Source organism: Parabacteroides sp. AM58-2XD (assembly GCF_003463685.1).
Taxonomy (GTDB): Bacteria; Bacteroidota; Bacteroidia; order Bacteroidales; family Tannerellaceae; genus Parabacteroides; species Parabacteroides segnis.
This window is the reverse complement of sequence record NZ_QSDP01000015.1, coordinates 55,369-73,188: the sequence shown is the minus strand read 5'-3', so window position 1 is coordinate 73,188 and position 17,820 is coordinate 55,369. Positions and strand designations below refer to the sequence as shown.

General features: G+C 46.9%; 8 protein-coding genes and 1 pseudogene. 8 read left to right on the top strand and 1 reads right to left on the bottom strand.

Going from position 1 to position 17,820, the window contains the following annotated elements:
- Positions 1-137: 137 nt before the first annotated feature.
- Positions 138-356 (top strand): hypothetical protein, encoded by a 219-nt coding sequence (locus DXA15_RS05635; protein WP_233566904.1) that lies wholly within the window; start codon positions 138-140, stop codon positions 354-356.
- Between the two features lie 3 nt (positions 357-359).
- Here the strand turns inward: DXA15_RS05635 and DXA15_RS05630 are convergent, their stop codons facing one another.
- The gene (locus tag DXA15_RS05630; RefSeq protein WP_128133386.1) at positions 360-2,036 is read right to left on the bottom strand and encodes a SulP family inorganic anion transporter; all 1,677 of its coding nucleotides are present in this window, start codon (positions 2,034-2,036) and stop codon (positions 360-362) included.
- Between the two features lie 300 nt (positions 2,037-2,336).
- Here DXA15_RS05630 and rbr point away from each other — a divergent pair, with 300 nt between their 5' ends.
- The 7 genes and pseudogenes from rbr to DXA15_RS05595 all read left to right on the top strand — a co-directional run bounded on the left by rbr (position 2,337) and on the right by DXA15_RS05595 (position 17,794).
- Entirely contained in the window at positions 2,337-2,915 is a 579-nt protein-coding gene (gene rbr, locus DXA15_RS05625) for a rubrerythrin (RefSeq protein WP_128133385.1), read from the top strand.
- Between the two features lie 143 nt (positions 2,916-3,058).
- Positions 3,059-3,952: an ABC transporter ATP-binding protein gene (locus DXA15_RS05620; protein ID WP_044215046.1), complete on the top strand. Its 894-nt coding sequence runs from the start codon at positions 3,059-3,061 to the stop codon at positions 3,950-3,952.
- Positions 3,953-3,973: 21 nt separating this feature from the next.
- Positions 3,974-7,291, top strand: coding sequence for a xanthan lyase (locus DXA15_RS05615; protein ID WP_128133384.1), 3,318 nt, complete (start codon positions 3,974-3,976; stop codon positions 7,289-7,291).
- A 21-nt stretch (positions 7,292-7,312) separates the two neighbouring features.
- Positions 7,313-8,809, top strand: coding sequence for a TolC family protein (locus DXA15_RS05610; protein WP_009860439.1), 1,497 nt, complete (start codon positions 7,313-7,315; stop codon positions 8,807-8,809).
- A 6-nt stretch (positions 8,810-8,815) separates the two neighbouring features.
- Positions 8,816-9,877 (top strand): efflux RND transporter periplasmic adaptor subunit, encoded by a 1,062-nt coding sequence (locus DXA15_RS05605; RefSeq protein ID WP_128133383.1) that lies wholly within the window; start codon positions 8,816-8,818, stop codon positions 9,875-9,877.
- Between the two features lie 20 nt (positions 9,878-9,897).
- Entirely contained in the window at positions 9,898-13,056 is a 3,159-nt protein-coding gene (locus tag DXA15_RS05600) for an efflux RND transporter permease subunit (RefSeq protein ID WP_128133382.1), read from the top strand.
- Positions 13,053-17,794: pseudogene (locus tag DXA15_RS05595) on the top strand (efflux RND transporter permease subunit). The gene DXA15_RS05600 and the pseudogene DXA15_RS05595 overlap by 4 nt, the downstream one beginning before the upstream one ends.
- Positions 17,795-17,820: the final 26 nt, after the last annotated feature.

The following is a 17,820-nucleotide window of genomic DNA, read 5'->3' as shown; positions in this document are numbered from 1 at the left end:
TTATTCTTAAAACAATATACTATAATAGATTATTAATCAACAATCTAAATCGATTAAGTAATAGTTTTTTTACTGTAAATTAGATATTTATTTTAATGCGTCTGCCCTGACCCACTTCGGCTCTGTATACGGAAGATATGACTAACCTGAATGGGGATTGGTTGTATTGGAATGTAAGGAGTTTTATGCAGATCGAGGTAGAAAGCTGGGTATTTTCAGCCGGATATACCATTTCTAACTATGATGTGTATGGCGGTCGCCGTAACCTCGTGATTGAACGAAAGCCGTTGAACGATATGCTATGGAAAAAGAAGATGACGCATTCGTTCTTCCTTTCCATAGGCATTCAGTTTTAGAAATTATTTTACAGCTTCTTCCGCTTTCCTGACAGCTTCGTTGATGTTGGAACAGATATTGTCCGGTCCGATCTTCTTGTCGAATCCGGATTTGGTCAATACCCGGTGTACATCTTCGTTTACTCCGGATAAGATCATATGGATATTTTCTGCTTTCGACAGACGGAACAGGCTTTCCAGGTTATGCAGGCCGGTCGAGTCCATAAACGGGACTTTGCGCATGCGGATGATACGTACTTTAGGTTTATCACCTATGATTTTCATCACATCGTCGAACTTATTAGCTATACCGAAGAAGAACGGGCCGTCGATTTCGTACACTTCTACGCCTTTCGGTAAAGTCAGCACTTCTTCATCATGATGGATTTCTCCCTCATCGGACAGGTCGATTTCGTCTTTGGAAACAGACACATGCGTCGTTTCCGCTACCCGTTTCATAAACAGGAACATGGCGATCAGCAAACCTATTTCAATGGCAATAGTCAGGTCGAAAATAACGGTCAGGAAGAATGTGACCAGCAAAACAGAAACATCGCTTTTTGGATTCTTCATCAACGAACGGAAGGTACGCCATTCGCTCATATTATAAGATACAATAATCAATACCCCTGCCAGGCAAGCCATCGGGATATGCTTGGTAAGCGGTCCGAGAAATAACAGGATCAGCATCAGTACGACTGCATGGATAATACCGGCAACAGGTGTACGGCCTCCGTTGTTGATATTGGTCATTGTACGGGCAATTGCTCCGGTAACGGGAATACCTCCGAAAATGGGAACAATGATATTGGCGGCTCCCTGGGCGATCAGTTCCGTGTTCGAATTATGTTTATCTCCGGTCACACCATCGGCTACAGTTGCCGAAAGAAGTGATTCGATAGCCCCCAGCATGGCGATGGTAAAAGCCGCAGGAAGCAGGAGATTGATTGTTTCCATATTGAAAGAAATAGCTTCCGGTTGCGGGAGGGAAGCATTGATAGTGAAACGGTCGCCAATGGTTTCAATACCTGCGATACCCAGATGATTGCGCATAATATATACGATGACTGTCATGACGATAATAGCAATCAATGATCCCGGTATCTTTTTGGAAAATCGGGGGGAGACGGCAATAATAAGTATACTGACAATCCCTATTACGAACGACCATGGATTGACCGTATGGAAATGTTCGAAGTAAGCAATCCATTTGGAGATAAAATCGGCCGGTACTTTTTCCATCGTCAGTCCGAACAGGTCTTTCATCTGTGTGGTAAAAATAGTTAGTGCGATACCGCTGGTAAAGCCGACAACGATCGGGTAGGGGATGAATTTAATGACTGTGCCGAGTTTTAATGCTCCCATGATTACCAGTATGATACCGGCGATAACGGTTGCAATGGCAAGTCCTTCGATACCGAAATTCTGTATGATACCGTATACGATGACGATAAATGCTCCTGTCGGTCCCCCGATCTGCACATTGCTGCCTCCCAGAAAAGAGACAATGAACCCACCGATAATAGCGGTGATCAATCCTTTTTCCGGACTAACTCCCGAAGCAATACCGAATGCGATGGCAAGCGGAAGGGCCACAATGCCCACAATGATCCCCGCCATAAGGTCTGCCATGAATTTTTCCTTGGAATAGTTTTTCAGCGCCGAGATCAACTTGGGCTGAAAATCAAATTTACGTTCCATCTTTCTGCCTAGTATGTTAAATTTTGATGCAAAGATACAATAATATTTAGCGTAAAGCATAAAATATAGGATATATTGTAATGTCGACATTGCAAATGTGGTAAAAATTGTATCTGTATCTGTCCTGAACTTCTGATTACTTGTCTTTCGGGAGAAAAGTAATAGATGTTATTTATCTGTTGATAGATATATTTTAAGTAAAAGAATGAATTAAAGTATTAAACATTTTCCTACTTTTGAGAGTTATTTCAATAGGGCGATTTTACAAACTCATTTTATACTACATATATAATTAGCATTATGGAAAAAAGTATTAAAGGTACACGTACCGAACAGAATTTGCTTAAATCATTTGCCGGAGAATCTCAGGCAAGAAGTCGTTACACATTTTTTGCAAGCGTAGCTAAAAAAGAAGGTTACGAACAAATAGCCGGTGTATTTATGGAAACAGCTGAACAGGAAAAAGAACACGCTAAACGTTTCTTTAAATTCCTGGAAGGTGGTATGGTGGAAATTACTGCTTGTTATCCGGCCGGTGTGATCGGCACAACAATGGAAAATCTGGCTGCTGCCGCTGACGGCGAAAATGAAGAATGGGCTGACTTATACCCTGCATTTGCTGACATCGCAGAAGAAGAAGGCTTCAAAAACATTGCTGTTGCTTTCAGAATGATTGCTAAAGTAGAAGCTGAACACGAAAGACGTTATCGTAAACTGCTGGCTAACTTGACAGAAGGCAAAGTATTTGAAAAAGACGAAGCTATCTTCTGGCAGTGCCGTAACTGCGGTTTTGTGATCGAAGGCAAGAAAGCGCCGATGAAATGTCCGGCATGCGAACATCCGCAGGCATATTTCGAACCGATGAAGCAGAACTATTAAAATCTGATTTTAATTAAAAAAATTAAGCGTCCTTATCCAATATATTTGGGATAAGGGCGTTTTTTATTTGTATTCATGCGAATAAAATATATCTTTACCAGCCATTAATACTTAATTCTAATTTCTTCTGAATAGTTGGCAGAATGAGCATATCGATAAAAGACCTAAATAAGGTGTATCCGAACGGAAACCACGCCTTGAAAGACATTAATCTGGAGATACCTACGGGCATGTTTGGACTGCTCGGGCCCAATGGTGCCGGTAAATCTACATTGATGCGTATCCTGGTTGCATTAATGGAACCATCGTCAGGACAGGTGAATATTTGCGGATACGATCTGTTCAAACAGCGGAAGGAGATCAGGGGAATATTAGGTTATCTCCCGCAGGATTTCCGTTTCTTCGCCAAATATAAGACACATGAATTTCTGGATTATGCGGCCCGTTTATCAGGCATGACAAATGGCAAGCAACGCAAGCAGGCTGTGGATGCCATGCTGGAAAATGTCGGTCTCTTTGATGTGCGCGAACGGTATGCGAATAAACTGTCGGGCGGTATGAAACGCCGTCTGGGTATTGCCCAGGCATTGATCCACCATCCGAAGGTGATAATTGTGGACGAACCGACGACTGGGTTGGACCCGGAAGAACGTATCCGTTTCCGTAATCTGCTGTCGGAAGTCAGTGAGAATGATGTGACGATTATTCTTTCCACCCATATTGTGGGAGATATATCCAGTACCTGCAACTGCATGGCGTTGATGAATAAGGGACAGGTTTCCTTTTACGGTTCTCCGCAGGATATGCTGAAACAGGCGGAAGGGAAAGTATGGCGCATTAAAGTGACAAGTGATGAACTGCACGAGGTGGATAAGAAATATCCTGTTATCTCTACGATTCCTTCCGGTTCCGGTTGGGAAGTGCAGGTGGTGGCCGACGAGATCGAAGGGTATGAGGCTGAATCGTATCCTCCCAATCTGGAACATGCTTATGTATATTATATGGAAAATAAATTGAACCTTTGGACCAATGATTAGTAACCTTTTACTTTACCCCCTATGTCGTTTGTCAACAATATACAATCGGTAGCAAAATACGAAAGCAAGATATTGATCCGAAGCTGGTTCTTTAAGGTGTTTACCGTGCTGGCTCTTCTGATACTCGGATTCTTTGACTTTGGTATGTTGGTTGCCGACAATGGCGGAGGCATGTGGATGTTGAAAGCGCTCCCTTCCAATCTCCCTTACCTGAACCTGCTTTTACTGAATACCGGGCAGGCAGTCATATCGATATTCCTTGCTTCGGAGTTTTTGAAAAGGGATAAGAAGCTGGATACTTCGGAAGTCTTTTATGTCCGTCCGTTGAGCAATGCGGAATATGTGATCGGAAAGATATGGGGAAACCTGCGGGTTTTCCTGATACTGAACCTGATCGTCATGGGAATGGCTCTGATATTTAATTTTATAGGATCGGGCATGTCGGTAGACTGGCTGTCGTATCCGGTTTATTTCCTGCTGATAAGTATTCCGACACTGATCTTTATCATCGGATTGTCCATCTTCCTGATGCTGGTACTGAAAAATCAGGCGCTGACCTTTATTATCTTATTGGGATATATCGGGTTGACATTGTTTTATATCAGCGATAAGTTTTATTACCTGTTCGATTATATGGCTTATAGTTTGCCGCTGGTTAAATCGACTATCGTGGGCTTTACCAATCTGGAAGTTGTATTGAATCACCGGGCGATCTATTTCTTTGCCGGACTGGCTTTTATCTTTTTTACGATCTTTCTGTTCAGGCGGTTGCCCAATTCGTCGCGCAGTAATTATCCGTGGCTGTTCCTTTCGTTCTGTATGCTGCTGATAAGTGGGGCGGCCGGATATAAACATGTTCATTCCATCCTGGGAGAAGGGGAGGTGCGTACCCTTTACACCGAGATCAATAATAAGTATGTGAATACTCCCAAGATGATAATCAATCAATACGATATATCACTCGAACAGCAACCGGAACGGGTGGTTTCGGAGGTGGAAATGAAAGGGATGGCTTTGCAGCCGGCGACTGTTTTCACTTTTTGTCTGAATCCCGGTTTGCAGGTGGAGGAAATAAAAAGAGGAGGGAAGCCTCTTGATTTCAAGAGGGATAATCAGATACTGCTGGTCGATTTCGGTGAGGAGGTTTTACCTGGCGATACGGTATCTTTCTCTATCAGGTATAGCGGGAAGGTCGACAGCAAGTTCTGTTACCTGGATATTCCGGCAGAGATTTTGCAGAAAGAGCGCAGGGATTTCCTGTTTAATATAGATAAGCAATATGCATTTCAGACACCGGATTATCTGTTGTTCACTCCTGAAACATACTGGTATCCGCGTCCCGGAACCTCCTACAGCAATGTGAGTCCGGACTGGCAGCAGACTTATTTCAGCAAATTCGGTTTGCGGGTGAAAACGCTTCCGGGTCTCACTCCGCTTTCGCAAGGGGAGGGAGTGAAAGGAGAGGACGGCGTTTATTCGTTTGTCTCCGAATATCCGGCACAGGCAGTTTCCGTGATTGTGGGTAAGTACAAACAGCAAAGTCTGGAATCGGACAGTACATTATATAGTATCTGGCACATTGAGGGAAATGATTATTATACGGCTACTTTCGACTCCATACTCGATACCATCCCCAGCTTTATCCGTAATATGAGAGATAATCTGGAACGTAACTATAAACTGAGTTATCCGTTCAGCCGCTTCTCGATCGTGGAAGTGCCTGTTCAGTTCTCCACCTATACCCGTGCCTGGTCGCAGGCTCAGGAAGCTGTACAGCCCGAGATGGTCCTGTTCCCGGAAAAAGGATGTATGTTCGGCCAGCTGGATGTGGACAAGATGTGGCGTAACCAGGTGAAATGGTCGAAGCGGGGAGGACGTGAGATAACTGAAGAAGAGGCAAAGATACGCACGCTGAACAACTTTTTCTGGATATTCCAGCGGCCGGAAGGAAACTATAATTTCTCTTCCAGCGGCCGTGGTAATTATAATATCAGTTCGCAGGCAAACCCTTATTTCCTGTTCCCGCAACTGTATAATTACCGGTACAATATTTTTTCTCCCGAATGGCCGGTCGCCAATACTGCGATCGAACTTTATCTGCAAAAGAAATCGGATAATTATGGCTGGGAGCGTGAGATCAATGGTATCAGTAACAATGAAAAAGCCAGCCTGCTGATGGAAAAGCAAACCTTTAAGGAGTTGCTGGGTAATGTGGAATACCGTGATTTGCTGGAGAATATTATCAGTTTAAAGACTTATCGGTTGTTTGCTATTCCTGAGATCAATATCGGGGTGAACGCATTCAGGGATTCGCTTTATACATTACTCGAACGGAATACTTTCCGGAACATCCAGTTTGAAAGCCTGCTGGATACATTAGGAATGGTCAGCCGGTCGGATATCCGGTCGGGATTGGAGGAATGGTCGCATCCTACGCCTTTGCCTATTTATAGTCTGGGACGACCGGAAGTGACAAAAATCACTAACCGGGGACAGGAGTCTTTTGTCCTGAAAATGCAGGTCAGCAATAATTCGGATTATGATGGAATTATACATATCGATATTCAGGGAGTCGGAAGAAGCAACCAGAATGATATCGATCCGCGTACCAGCCGGAAGATTCCGTTGGAAGCTCATCAGACAAAGGAACTGGTATCCGTTTGGGAGGATGCTCCCCGTGATGTAACCGTCAATACCTTGATATCCGGTAATTTGCCGAGTGTGATCAATCAGCCTGTCGGAAATATCAGACAGGAGAGAAGGCAGAATATAGATGCAGAAGGCGATTTTATAATTTCCGCTTCTTCTTTCGGGACGGAGGGAGAAATTATTGTGGATAATGAGGACAGTACATTGTTTATCCTCTCTGCGCCGGATGTAGTGGGGTTGTTACCCAAATGGCTGGATAAGGTTGAGGATACTTCGTTCAAGTATGCGGGTGTCTCGAGTTGGCGGCCTCCGTTGGAGTGGACGGCAACCACCAATGCAAATTATTACGGTAAATATATCCGTTCGGCGTATGTGGTAAAGAGTGGCAATGGTAGCCAGACGGCGATGTGGAAGATTCCTGTCCCGTCGGAAGGTACCTATGATGCCTATTATTATGTGAGTAAGGATAACGAACTCCGGTATAATGACCGGGCCCAGGGGGAATATCGTTTCAGGATCAGGCAGGGGGAAGAAAGCGAAGAAGCGTATATCGACCTCCGGAAAGCGAATGAAGGATGGGAACAGCTGGGCGTCTATTATTTTGTGGCCGATACGGCTTACATTACCTTGACGAATGAATGTAAATTAAGAAGTGTAACGGCCGATGCCGTCAAACTGGTAAAACGATAATCATTAAAACAGTCTACTTATATGCAAAGAGAGTTAGTATGGATGAAAAAGATGATCCTTGTGGTTGTTCTCCTGTCGGGAATCCCTCTGTTTTCCCACGGACAACTGTCGCTGACCATCGAGAAGGCATTGGATATAGCAGAAGAGAACAGTCCGACCCTGCGCCGTTCGCACATGAACCTGGACCGGTATCAGGAAACGCTGATAGCCCAGCGGGCTTCCCTTAAATCCAAATTCTCACTGAACCTGAATCCCCTGGATTATAGTAAGAACAGGAGTTTCGACAATCGTTTGTCGCAATGGTATACAAACGAAAAACTCAGTACCAGCGGAACTTTCCGGGTGGACCAGCCTATCTTGTGGACGGATGGTGAGATTTCGTTGATAAATACGTTCGGCTGGCAGGATAATAATTCGAATATCGACGGCGACAAGAATAGTAATAAGGCGTTTAACAACAACCTCTATCTGCAACTCTCGCAACCAATTTTTACTTACAATAAGCGGAAGATGGAGTTGAAACAGATCGAGTATGATTACGAGAATGCCCATATCAGCTATGCTCTCCAACGCTTGAATACCGAAAAAGACATCACCAACCAATTCTATAGTGTTTATATGGCGCAAAGTCAGTTGGCTATTACCCGCGAAGAATTGGTGAATGCCCAGCAAAGCTACGATATTATAAAGAATAAGGTAGAAGCTGACTTGTCAGCCAAAGACGAACTGTTTCAGGCGGAACTGAACCTGGCAACCGCCCGCTCTTCGGTAGAAGAACAGCAAGTCTCCCTGGAGAATGCAAAGGATAAATTAAAACAGGCGTTGGGTATGAACCTGGATGACGACTTGATGGTTTTTGCCGAGATAGATATCAAACCGATCGATGTTAACCTCCGGCAAGCGATAGATCACGGTCTGCAATCGCGTCTGGAGCTTCGCCAGCGGGAAATTGAAAGTGATGAACTTGGTTTCGATATGATCAAGACGAAGGCACTGAATGAATTTAAGGGAGATATCTCACTCTCTTTTGGTTTGATAGGTGACAACAAACGTTTCCAGAATATCTATGAAAACCCGACACAGAACCCGCGGGTGGCAATCAGTTTTACGGTGCCCATCTTCGACTGGGGAGAAAAGAAGGCCCGTGTCCGTGCGCAGAAAGTGGCTCAGAATATCAACAAACTTGATTTCCATGAAGATAAAGTCGATATCGAATTGAATATCCGCCAAGTATGGCGTAGCCTGGAAAACTTACGGACACAGATAGAGATTGCCGAACAGAACGTGCTGAATGCACAGCGTACATACGATCTGAACCTGACCCGTTATCGTGAAGGTGATCTGACCGGAATGGAAATGAGTCAGTTTCAGACACAGTTGTCGAATAAGAAGATCTCTTATACACAAGCCCTGATCAATTACAAGATCGAATTGTTGAATCTTAAAATACTTTCCTTGTACGACTTCGAGCTGAATGCTCCGATCGTTCCGATGAAAGACTTTATATCAGAAAAATAATTAGCCATGAAACAGTATAGTCATACCTTTGTATCTCTTGTATTACTAGCCATAGTAACAACCGGTTGTAACAACCAGCCGCAGAATCCTCCCAGCGATATAGCCACACCGGTTTCGGTAACAGAACTGAAAAAAGGTTCTATCAGTAAACTGATTAACACGACCGGGACGGCACAACCTACGTATGGTGTCGATCTTAACTCGGAAATGAGCGGTTTGTACAAACTCCAGATCAACCCGAAGACAGGAAGACCTTTCAAACTGGGCGACCTGGTCTCTAAAGGACAGCTGATTATCCATCTGGAAGATAAGGAATATGAGAACGGTATTGCCATAGATGCCAAGGAATTGAGTCTGGAAATAGCGGAACAGGAACAGTCGAAACAGAAAGCCCTTTATGAAAAAGGCGGTGTGACCCTGAGTGAAATGCGTAATACCGAAGTGAAAGTGACGAATGCCCGTTATGACCTCGAGAATGCCCGGATCAATCTGGAAAAGATGAATATAAAGGCTCCTTTCGACGGTGTTATTGTCGATCTGCCTCATTACACGACTGATGTGCGGGTAGAACAGGGAAAACCGATGGTGGGTATTATGGATTATGCCCGGATGTACATGGATGTCAACCTGCCGGAAAGTGCTATCAGTTATGTTAAATCGGATCAGCCTGTATTTATTACGCATTATACATTGCCGGAAGATACATTGAAGGGAGTGATCAGCGAACTTTCGCCGGCTATCAGTACGGAAACACGCACATTCAAGGGAAAAGTGCTGATACAGAACAATGACCTGAAACTGCGTCCGGGAATGTTCGTCAAGGCGGATATCGTCGTTGACAGGGCCGACAGCGCTATCATTATTCCGAAAGACGTGGTACAATCCAACCGTCGCCGTAAATTTGTGTTTATAGTGGATAAGAATACGGCTATCCTGCGGAATATCAAGACCGGAATGGAAGACGAGAACAATATCGAGGTACTGGAAGGCCTTCGCGAAAACGACAACCTTGTCACCAAAGGCTTTGAAACATTGAAGGAGAACAGTAAGGTGAAAGTACAGAAATAGAAAAATGTGAACCGATTATTATGAAGAACATTGTCAAATTTGCGGTAAGCAATCCGGTCACTATTTGTATGGTCGTGCTGGCCATCCTGCTGTTGGGAAAGATTTCCTACGACCAGCTGAGTGTCGACCTGCTGCCCGACCTGAATAATCCCCGGCTGTTCATCGAGTTGAAGGCCGGTGAGCGTCCGCCGGAAGAGATCGAGAAGCAGTTTGTGAAGAACATGGAGTCGATGGCTATCCGTCAGAGCGATGTCACGCAGGTTTCGTCGGTTGTTAAAGCCGGTTCGGCCCGTATCACAGTGGAATATACCTGGACGAAAGACATGGATGAGGCTTTCCTCGACTTGCAGAAAGCGATGAATCCGTTTGCCCAGAATAAAGATATCACCGAGTTGAAGATCACACAACATGATCCGAACCAGTCACCGGTTATCCTGATCGGAATGTCCCATCAGAATATAACCGATATGGCGGAGCTCCGGAAAGTGGCGGAAAGCTATATTCGCAACGAACTGATCCGGTTGGAAGGTGTTGCCGAGGTAACGTTGTCGGGACAGGAGGAGAGTACCCTGACGATCCGCACCGATCCTTATAAACTCGATGCTTTCGGTCTGAAGATAGAAGATATTGCTTCCCGTATTGAAGCAAACAATCAGAGCATATCGGGAGGCCGTGTCAGTGAACTGGGCTTGCAGTATCTGGTGAAAAGTTCCAGTCTGTTCGGTTCGGAAGAAGATTTCGAGAACCTGATAGTCGGTTATAAACAGGTGGCTAAACAGGAAACAGGCACGAATGCTTCCGCCGGTGCGGCAACGGCTTCGGGCAACAAGGCTCCGCTTTTCCTGCGGGAAGTCGCTACCGTAACTTTTGAAAATGCCCGCCCCGACAATATTGTTCGTATCAACGGCAAACGTAGCATAGGACTTTCGATCTATAAAGAAATGCGTTATAACACCGTGAAGGTGGTGGACGGTGTATCCCGTCAGCTGGGTGTTATCGAACAGGCGTTGCCCGGTTATCAGTTTAAAGTGATAACCAACCAGGGTACGTTTATCAAGAATGCGATCGGGGAGGTGAAAGACAGTGCCGTGCTGGGTATCGTCCTGGCGGTTGTCGTGCTGTTCGTTTTCCTTCGCCGGTTCGGGACGACGCTGATTGTCAGTATGGCGATTCCTATTTCGATTGTCGCTACTTTCAATCTGATGTTCTTTAACGGGCTTACGCTGAATATTATGACGCTCGGAGGTTTGGCTCTGGGAGCCGGTATGTTGGTGGATAATGCTATTGTCGTTATCGAAAGCATCTTCCGGAACCAGGAGAAAGGGTTGTCCATACGTGAAGCGGCTATTACGGGGACGTCGGAGGTGGCGGGGGCTGTTATTGCCTCGACACTGACGACTATTGTGGTTTTTCTGCCGATCGTTTACCTGCATGGGGCGTCGGGGGAATTGTTTAAGGACCAGGCCTGGACCGTGACGTTCTCGCTGGTGTCGTCGCTGTTTGTGGCTATTTTGGTGATACCGATGTTGTATGACAGGTTGATGAACACACCCCCTGCCCCCTCTCGAGAGGGGAACCGGATACCATCGGATGCTAAAAAAGAAGCTGGTAATGAGACGGGAAGAGGTATTCAGTTATTAGGGTACAGCAATTTGTTACGTAGCCTGATCGGGCATCGCTGGATTGTCATTTCGGCGGCAGTCGGGTTGATGGTGCTGACGGTTTTTCTGCTTCCTTTCATTGGGACGGAGTTTATGCCGCGTATGGAAAGTAAAGCTTTTACTGTTGTGGTGAAGATGCCGGAAGGGACAAAACTGGAACGTACTTCTTCGGCGGTGGCGAACCTGGAAGAATTGCTTTATACCATTACGGGCGATAGCCTGCTGACCGTTTACAGCCATATCGGCGAGGGTAGCGGTTCGGAGAATGCCATCTTCGAAGGAGAGAACACGGCAATGATGAAAGTAGTCCTTTCCTCCGAGTGCCGGGTAGCTCCCGAGGCTGTTATCGAACAGTTTGTTCATACGGCGGAGAATCCTGACGGGCTGGAACTGACCATCAAACAGGAAGAAAATTCCCTCAGCTCGTTACTGGGTAGCGAAGGTGCCCCTATCGTCGTTGAGGTGAAAGGGGAAGAGCTGGATGAAATAGCCGATATTACGGAAGAAGTGAAAAGCCGGATGCAGGAGGTATCGGGCCTCTATAATATTGTATCCTCCATTGAAGACGGTGCTCCGGAGATAACGATTTCCATCAACCGGACGATCGCGGGTATCAACAACCTGAGTGTATCGACTGTCATCGAACAATTGAAACAACAACTCAGCGGGAAAGAAGCCGGAAAGATGGAATATCGCGGAGAGATGCGCGATATTGTCATTAAGGTTCCTGATATTCCGCTGCGTGCCCTGGGCGACCTGGTGATCAAGAATGGCGAACAGGAGTTTCGCCTGCGTGAGATAGCCACCTTTGGCGAATCGCAGGCCCCGAAAGAAATATACCGCCGTAATCAGAACCGCATCAGCAAGGTAATGGCCAATATGGATGCCGGTAAGTCGCTGGACAAGGTGGCGGAAGAAATCCGTCAGGCGGTGAAAGGCATCGAACTGCCGGTCAACTATTCGGTTACGGTAACCGGAGAAGAGGAGAAGCGTCAGGAGTCGATGAACAGCCTGCTGTTTGCCCTTGCCCTGTCGGTCATCCTGGTGTATATGGTGCTGGCTTCGCAGTTCGAATCGCTGCTGCATCCTTTCACGATCTTGCTGACAATTCCACTGGCGGTGGTAGGTGCTATCCTGTTGTTCTTCCTGACCGGCACGACGATCAATATGATGGGAGTGATCGGTATCGTGATGCTGGTAGGTATCGCGGTGAACAACTCGATCATCCTCGTAGACCGTATCAACCAGTTGAAAGCAGACGGAACCGGCTTGACAGATGCCATCGTACAGGCCGGACAACAACGTATCCGTCCGATCATCATGACAACGCTCACTACGATACTTGCCCTGCTTCCGATGACGTTCAGCTTTGGCGAAGGCGCTTCGTTGCGTTCGCCGATGGCTATTGCCGTGATCGGAGGGTTGGTGACATCTACTTTGATGAGTTTGATGGTGATACCATGTGTCTATTATATATTGGAAAAGGTAAAAATAGGCGTAAATAACAGAAAAGCATGAACTTTTTACTACATAGAAGAATAACGATCTGTATGCTGTTTATCGCACTGACCATGCTTGGTTACGTGTCGTATAAGCAGTTGCCGGTGGAGTTATTGCCCAATGCCGAACTGCCGATGCTGTTCGTACAGGTTTCGTCCCAGCAGGATATGGACCCTTCGTACGTGGAATCGGAAATCGTTATTCCGCTTGAAGGAGCGATCAGTTCGATCGGAGGGGTGGATAAGATACAATCCACCGTCGACAGCCGCCAGTCTACCATACAGATAGATTTCAAAAACACGGTGAACTTCAAGATCACCTCCCTGAAACTACAGGAGAAGGTGAACGAGCTGGCAGCCACTTTCCCCGACGGCTTCAATGTGCAGTTGCAGAAGGTCGATGTCGGCCAAATGGCCAATAACTTTATGGTTTTGCAGGTGCGCGGTTCGGGCGGTGTCGACAGGGTACGTAATATTGTGGATAAGGAGATCCGTTCCGACCTGGAGAATGTGGACGGGGTCGCTTCCGTCAATATCTACGGCGGCCGGGAGAAAGCGATCGAGATACGCCTCAACCCTGAGGCTTGCAAGGCGTTGAACCTGACACCGTCTTCCATCAGCGGCCTGCTGACACAGAACACGCAGGATAAGGCCTTTGTCGGCTTTGCCAATGAACCGGACAGCAAATACTTTATCCATGTTAATGCTCTTTATTCGAAGGTGTCCGACCTGGAGAATATCGTGGTCGCCCCCGGTCCTGTACTGCTGAAAGATGTAGCCACCGTCTTTTTCGACCTGAAGGAAGAGACTTCCTATAGCCGTGTGAACGGGAAAGATGCGGTATCGGTCGCCTTGATGAGCGATTCGCAGGCGAACCTGATCGACTTGTCGCACCGGGCCGTCGAGGCAATCGACCGGCTGAACGAGAAGCTGGTTTATCTCGATGTGGAAGTGGTGGTGCAGGAGAATACGGCTGAGACGATGGAGAATAATATCGACCAGATCATCAATCTCGCCTTAGTGGGCGGTCTGCTGGCCATACTGATTCTCTGGCTGTTCCTGAAGAACCTGCGGCTGGTATTTTTTATTGCCCTTTCAATCCCTATATCCGTTTATACGGCATTTAATTTCTTCTATGCCTTTGGGATAACGATCAACAGCCTGACGCTGGTGGGGATGGCACTGGCAATCGGGATGCTGCTCGACAATAGTGTGGTGGTGCTTGAAAATATCTACCGCCTCTCAGCTTCCGGTTGTACGCCCGAACGTTCCGTTACACAGGGTACAAAGGAGGTATGGCGTTCTATCGTGGCGGCTACGCTGACGACGGTGACAGTCTTCCTTCCTTTTGTCTTCTCCGACAACTTTATGATCAAGCTGATCGGTCATCATATCGGTGTTTCGATTATCTCTACCCTGACTATCTCGCTATTTGTCGCCCTGCTGTTCATCCCGATGGCAACTTACCTGCTGCTGAGGAAGAAAAATGGGCAGAGCGTCTTTTATGAAAAGGTCTCGATTGTACAGCGTCCTGTACAGGTTTACCTGGTTTTGCTGAAAACATGTATGCGGAATCCGGGGGTAACGATCTTTGGGGCGATCATCGTCCTGTTCGTCACTCTGATCCTTTCCATTTACATGAATGTGCAGCAGATGAAAGATGTGAATACCGACCGCATCAATATCTATGTGACGATGCCGACGGGCAGTACACTCGATAATGCGGATAAACTGGTGAAGGTGATCGAAGCGCGCCTGGACAGTTTTCCCGGCAGGAAAGACTTGATCAGTCGTATAAATGAAAAGAATGCCGTCCTCACGCTTAACTTCACCGATGACTTTGTGAAGAAGGCGGGAAGTAAAATGGCTGAATATAAAGCCACGGTGCAGGCCACCATATCCAATATCCAGGGAGCGGAAATCTCTGTGGAGGAATCGATGTCGGGTGGCGGCGGCGGAGGTGGCGCAGGAGGAGGGGCCATGGCCGGCCTGGGTAATTTCATGCGTCTGCTGGGTATCGGCGAGAACCGTGAACGGATCGTGATAAAAGGTTCCGATTTCGATGTGATGCAACTGGTAGCCGAAGATTTCCGCTATTACCTCGATGAACAGGAGTTTATCCGTGGTTCGCGCGTCTCCTATAACCGCCGGCAGCCTGAAATACATCTCGATTTCGATCCGATCCTGCTGACTTCATACGAGATTACCCGTGCCAATATTTCCTCCGGGTTGGCGGCGCTTAATCCGGAGTATTCTTCGGGTACCTCTTTCAAGATCGGAGAGGATACCTACGATATCATCATCCGTAACGATATCCCCGGCGACGAAGAGACTGAGGAAGAAGAGGCGGAGACGGAAAAGAAAGACAAAACCGTCGATGACCTGCGCCGCGTACAGATACAGAATGCTAACGGAGGACTGCATGATTTGCAGGACTTGGCTTCTGTCAATTATGGCCGTGGACGTACCCGTATCATGCGGGTCAACCAGGATAAACAGATAGAGGTGTTCTATAATTTCTCCAAAGACGTACAATCGTCGAAAGACCTGCTCGAGGGGTATCGCTCGGATATCGACCAGTTGGTTGCTAATTATAATCTGCCGTCGGGGGTTGCCGTGGAGGTGTTCCATGAAGAAGATGAGTTTGCAGACTTTAAGTTCCTGATACTGGCAGCTTTCATCCTTATCTTTATGATACTGGCCTCTGTCTTTGAATCGCTGGTGACGCCTTTTGTCCTGCTTTTCTCGATTCCGCTGGCTGCTATCGGTTCTTTGCTGGCGTTGTTGCTGACAAGCAATAGCCTGCTGAATGCGAATACGCTGACCGGTTTCCTGATCCTGTTGGGCGTGGTCGTGAATAATGGTATCATCCTGATAGACTATTCCAATATCCTCCGCAAACGAGGCTACAGGCGTAACAGGGCATTGATGACGGCTGGTTTGTCACGTATCCGACCGATCCTGATTACGTCGATAACGACAATTGTCGCCATGTTCCCGTTGGCGATGGGCGATTCGGAATATGCCGGTGCTATCGGTGCACCGTTTGCCATTACGGTGATCGGCGGGCTGACATTCTCTGCGTTGCTGACGTTGATCCTGATACCGACTGTTTGTATGGGATTGGAGAATACCTTGCAGTGGTATCGGGGCCTGTCTCCTAAAATATGGGTGTTCCATCTGATACTGTTCCTGTTGGGTGTTGTTGGTATCTGGTTGTATGCCGACGGGATGCTGTGGCAGTCTGTTTACATGGTTCTTCTGGTTTTCGGTATTCCGGGAGTGACTTATTTTGCTCAGACCAGTTTGAGGCGTGCCCGTTCGAAAGTAATCGATCCCGGGGAAGATATACATATCTCTGTCCGCAATCTGGTGAAGATATACGACTGGCCGGGACGTATCAGCCGTCAGTGGAATAGCGGCCTGAATATCCGCCGGCATCTGGGATTGAGCAATGAATATCGTTCGCTGAGAGACTTTGTCAACGTTCTGTGGCAGTTCGGTATGTTGCTTTTCGGTATGTATTTCACCTGGTTCTTCATCAATAACAGGCTGTGGATATTCCTGTTGTCGTTTGCCATCTATGCCACGATCCTTTATCTGTGGCGGAAGGTTCGTCAATACCTGTTCTACCGTTTCGGGGAAAATAAGCGGGTGAAATATATAAACCGTTTGATATTCTGGAGTATTCCTCCGATCATTCTGTTTGTTCTGTTCCGGAAGATGGATAATACCGGACTGATTTCCGTTGTGGGCCTTCTGTGGGCCTTCTGTATTGCCGTATATGTTTCTTCGCAATACTTGTATGAAAAGAATGTCAATATAGAACGTATCAAAGGACGGCTGGCCGGACTTCGCCGTTCCTGGTTCCGTATGGTCAAAGGGATTCCGTTGATCGGGAAACAGCGCAGGCCTTTCAAAGCCTTGCGAGGCGTATCTTTTGAGATCCGTACGGGAATGTTCGGTCTGCTGGGACCTAATGGCGCCGGCAAATCAACTCTGATGCGTATTATCTGCGGTATCCTGGAACAGAGTTACGGCAGCATCTGGATCAATGGACTGGATACCCGCATTTACCGGGAGGAATTGCAGAGCCTGATCGGTTTCCTTCCGCAAGAGTTCGGAACTTACGAGAATATGTCTTCCTGGGAGTTTCTCGATTATCAGGCGATCCTGAAAGGGCTTACCGATAATAGGTTGAGGGAAGAACGTCTGGAATATGTATTGAAAGCAGTTCATATGTATGAACGGAAAGACGACAAGATCGGTTCTTTCTCCGGCGGTATGAAACAGCGTATCGGTATAGCCCTCATCCTGCTTCATCTTCCCCGTATTCTGGTGGTGGATGAGCCAACAGCCGGTCTCGACCCGCGTGAACGTATCCGTTTCCGTACCTGCTGGTAGAGTTGAGTAAAGATCGTATCGTGATCTTCTCCACGCATATTATCGAAGATATTTCCAGTTCATGCAGCCAGGTGGTGGTTATCAACAAAGGCGAGCTGAAATACTTCGGCGATCCGACCGATATGGTAGACATGGCTACCGGTAAGGTCTGGCAGTTCCATATCGACCGTGAGTCGTTCGAACAGGTGCTGGATAAAACGATGGTGATTCATCATATACAGGATGGAGATACGATACAGGTGCGTTACTTGTCTGTCGGCTCGCCTTATGAGGGAGCCGTAGAGGTAGAGCCGAACCTGGAAGATGCTTATCTCTGCTTGCTGAAAAATATGGAAGGGAAGAGCGGACAATGAGCCTCATGCTAGTGTCAGGCGGTATG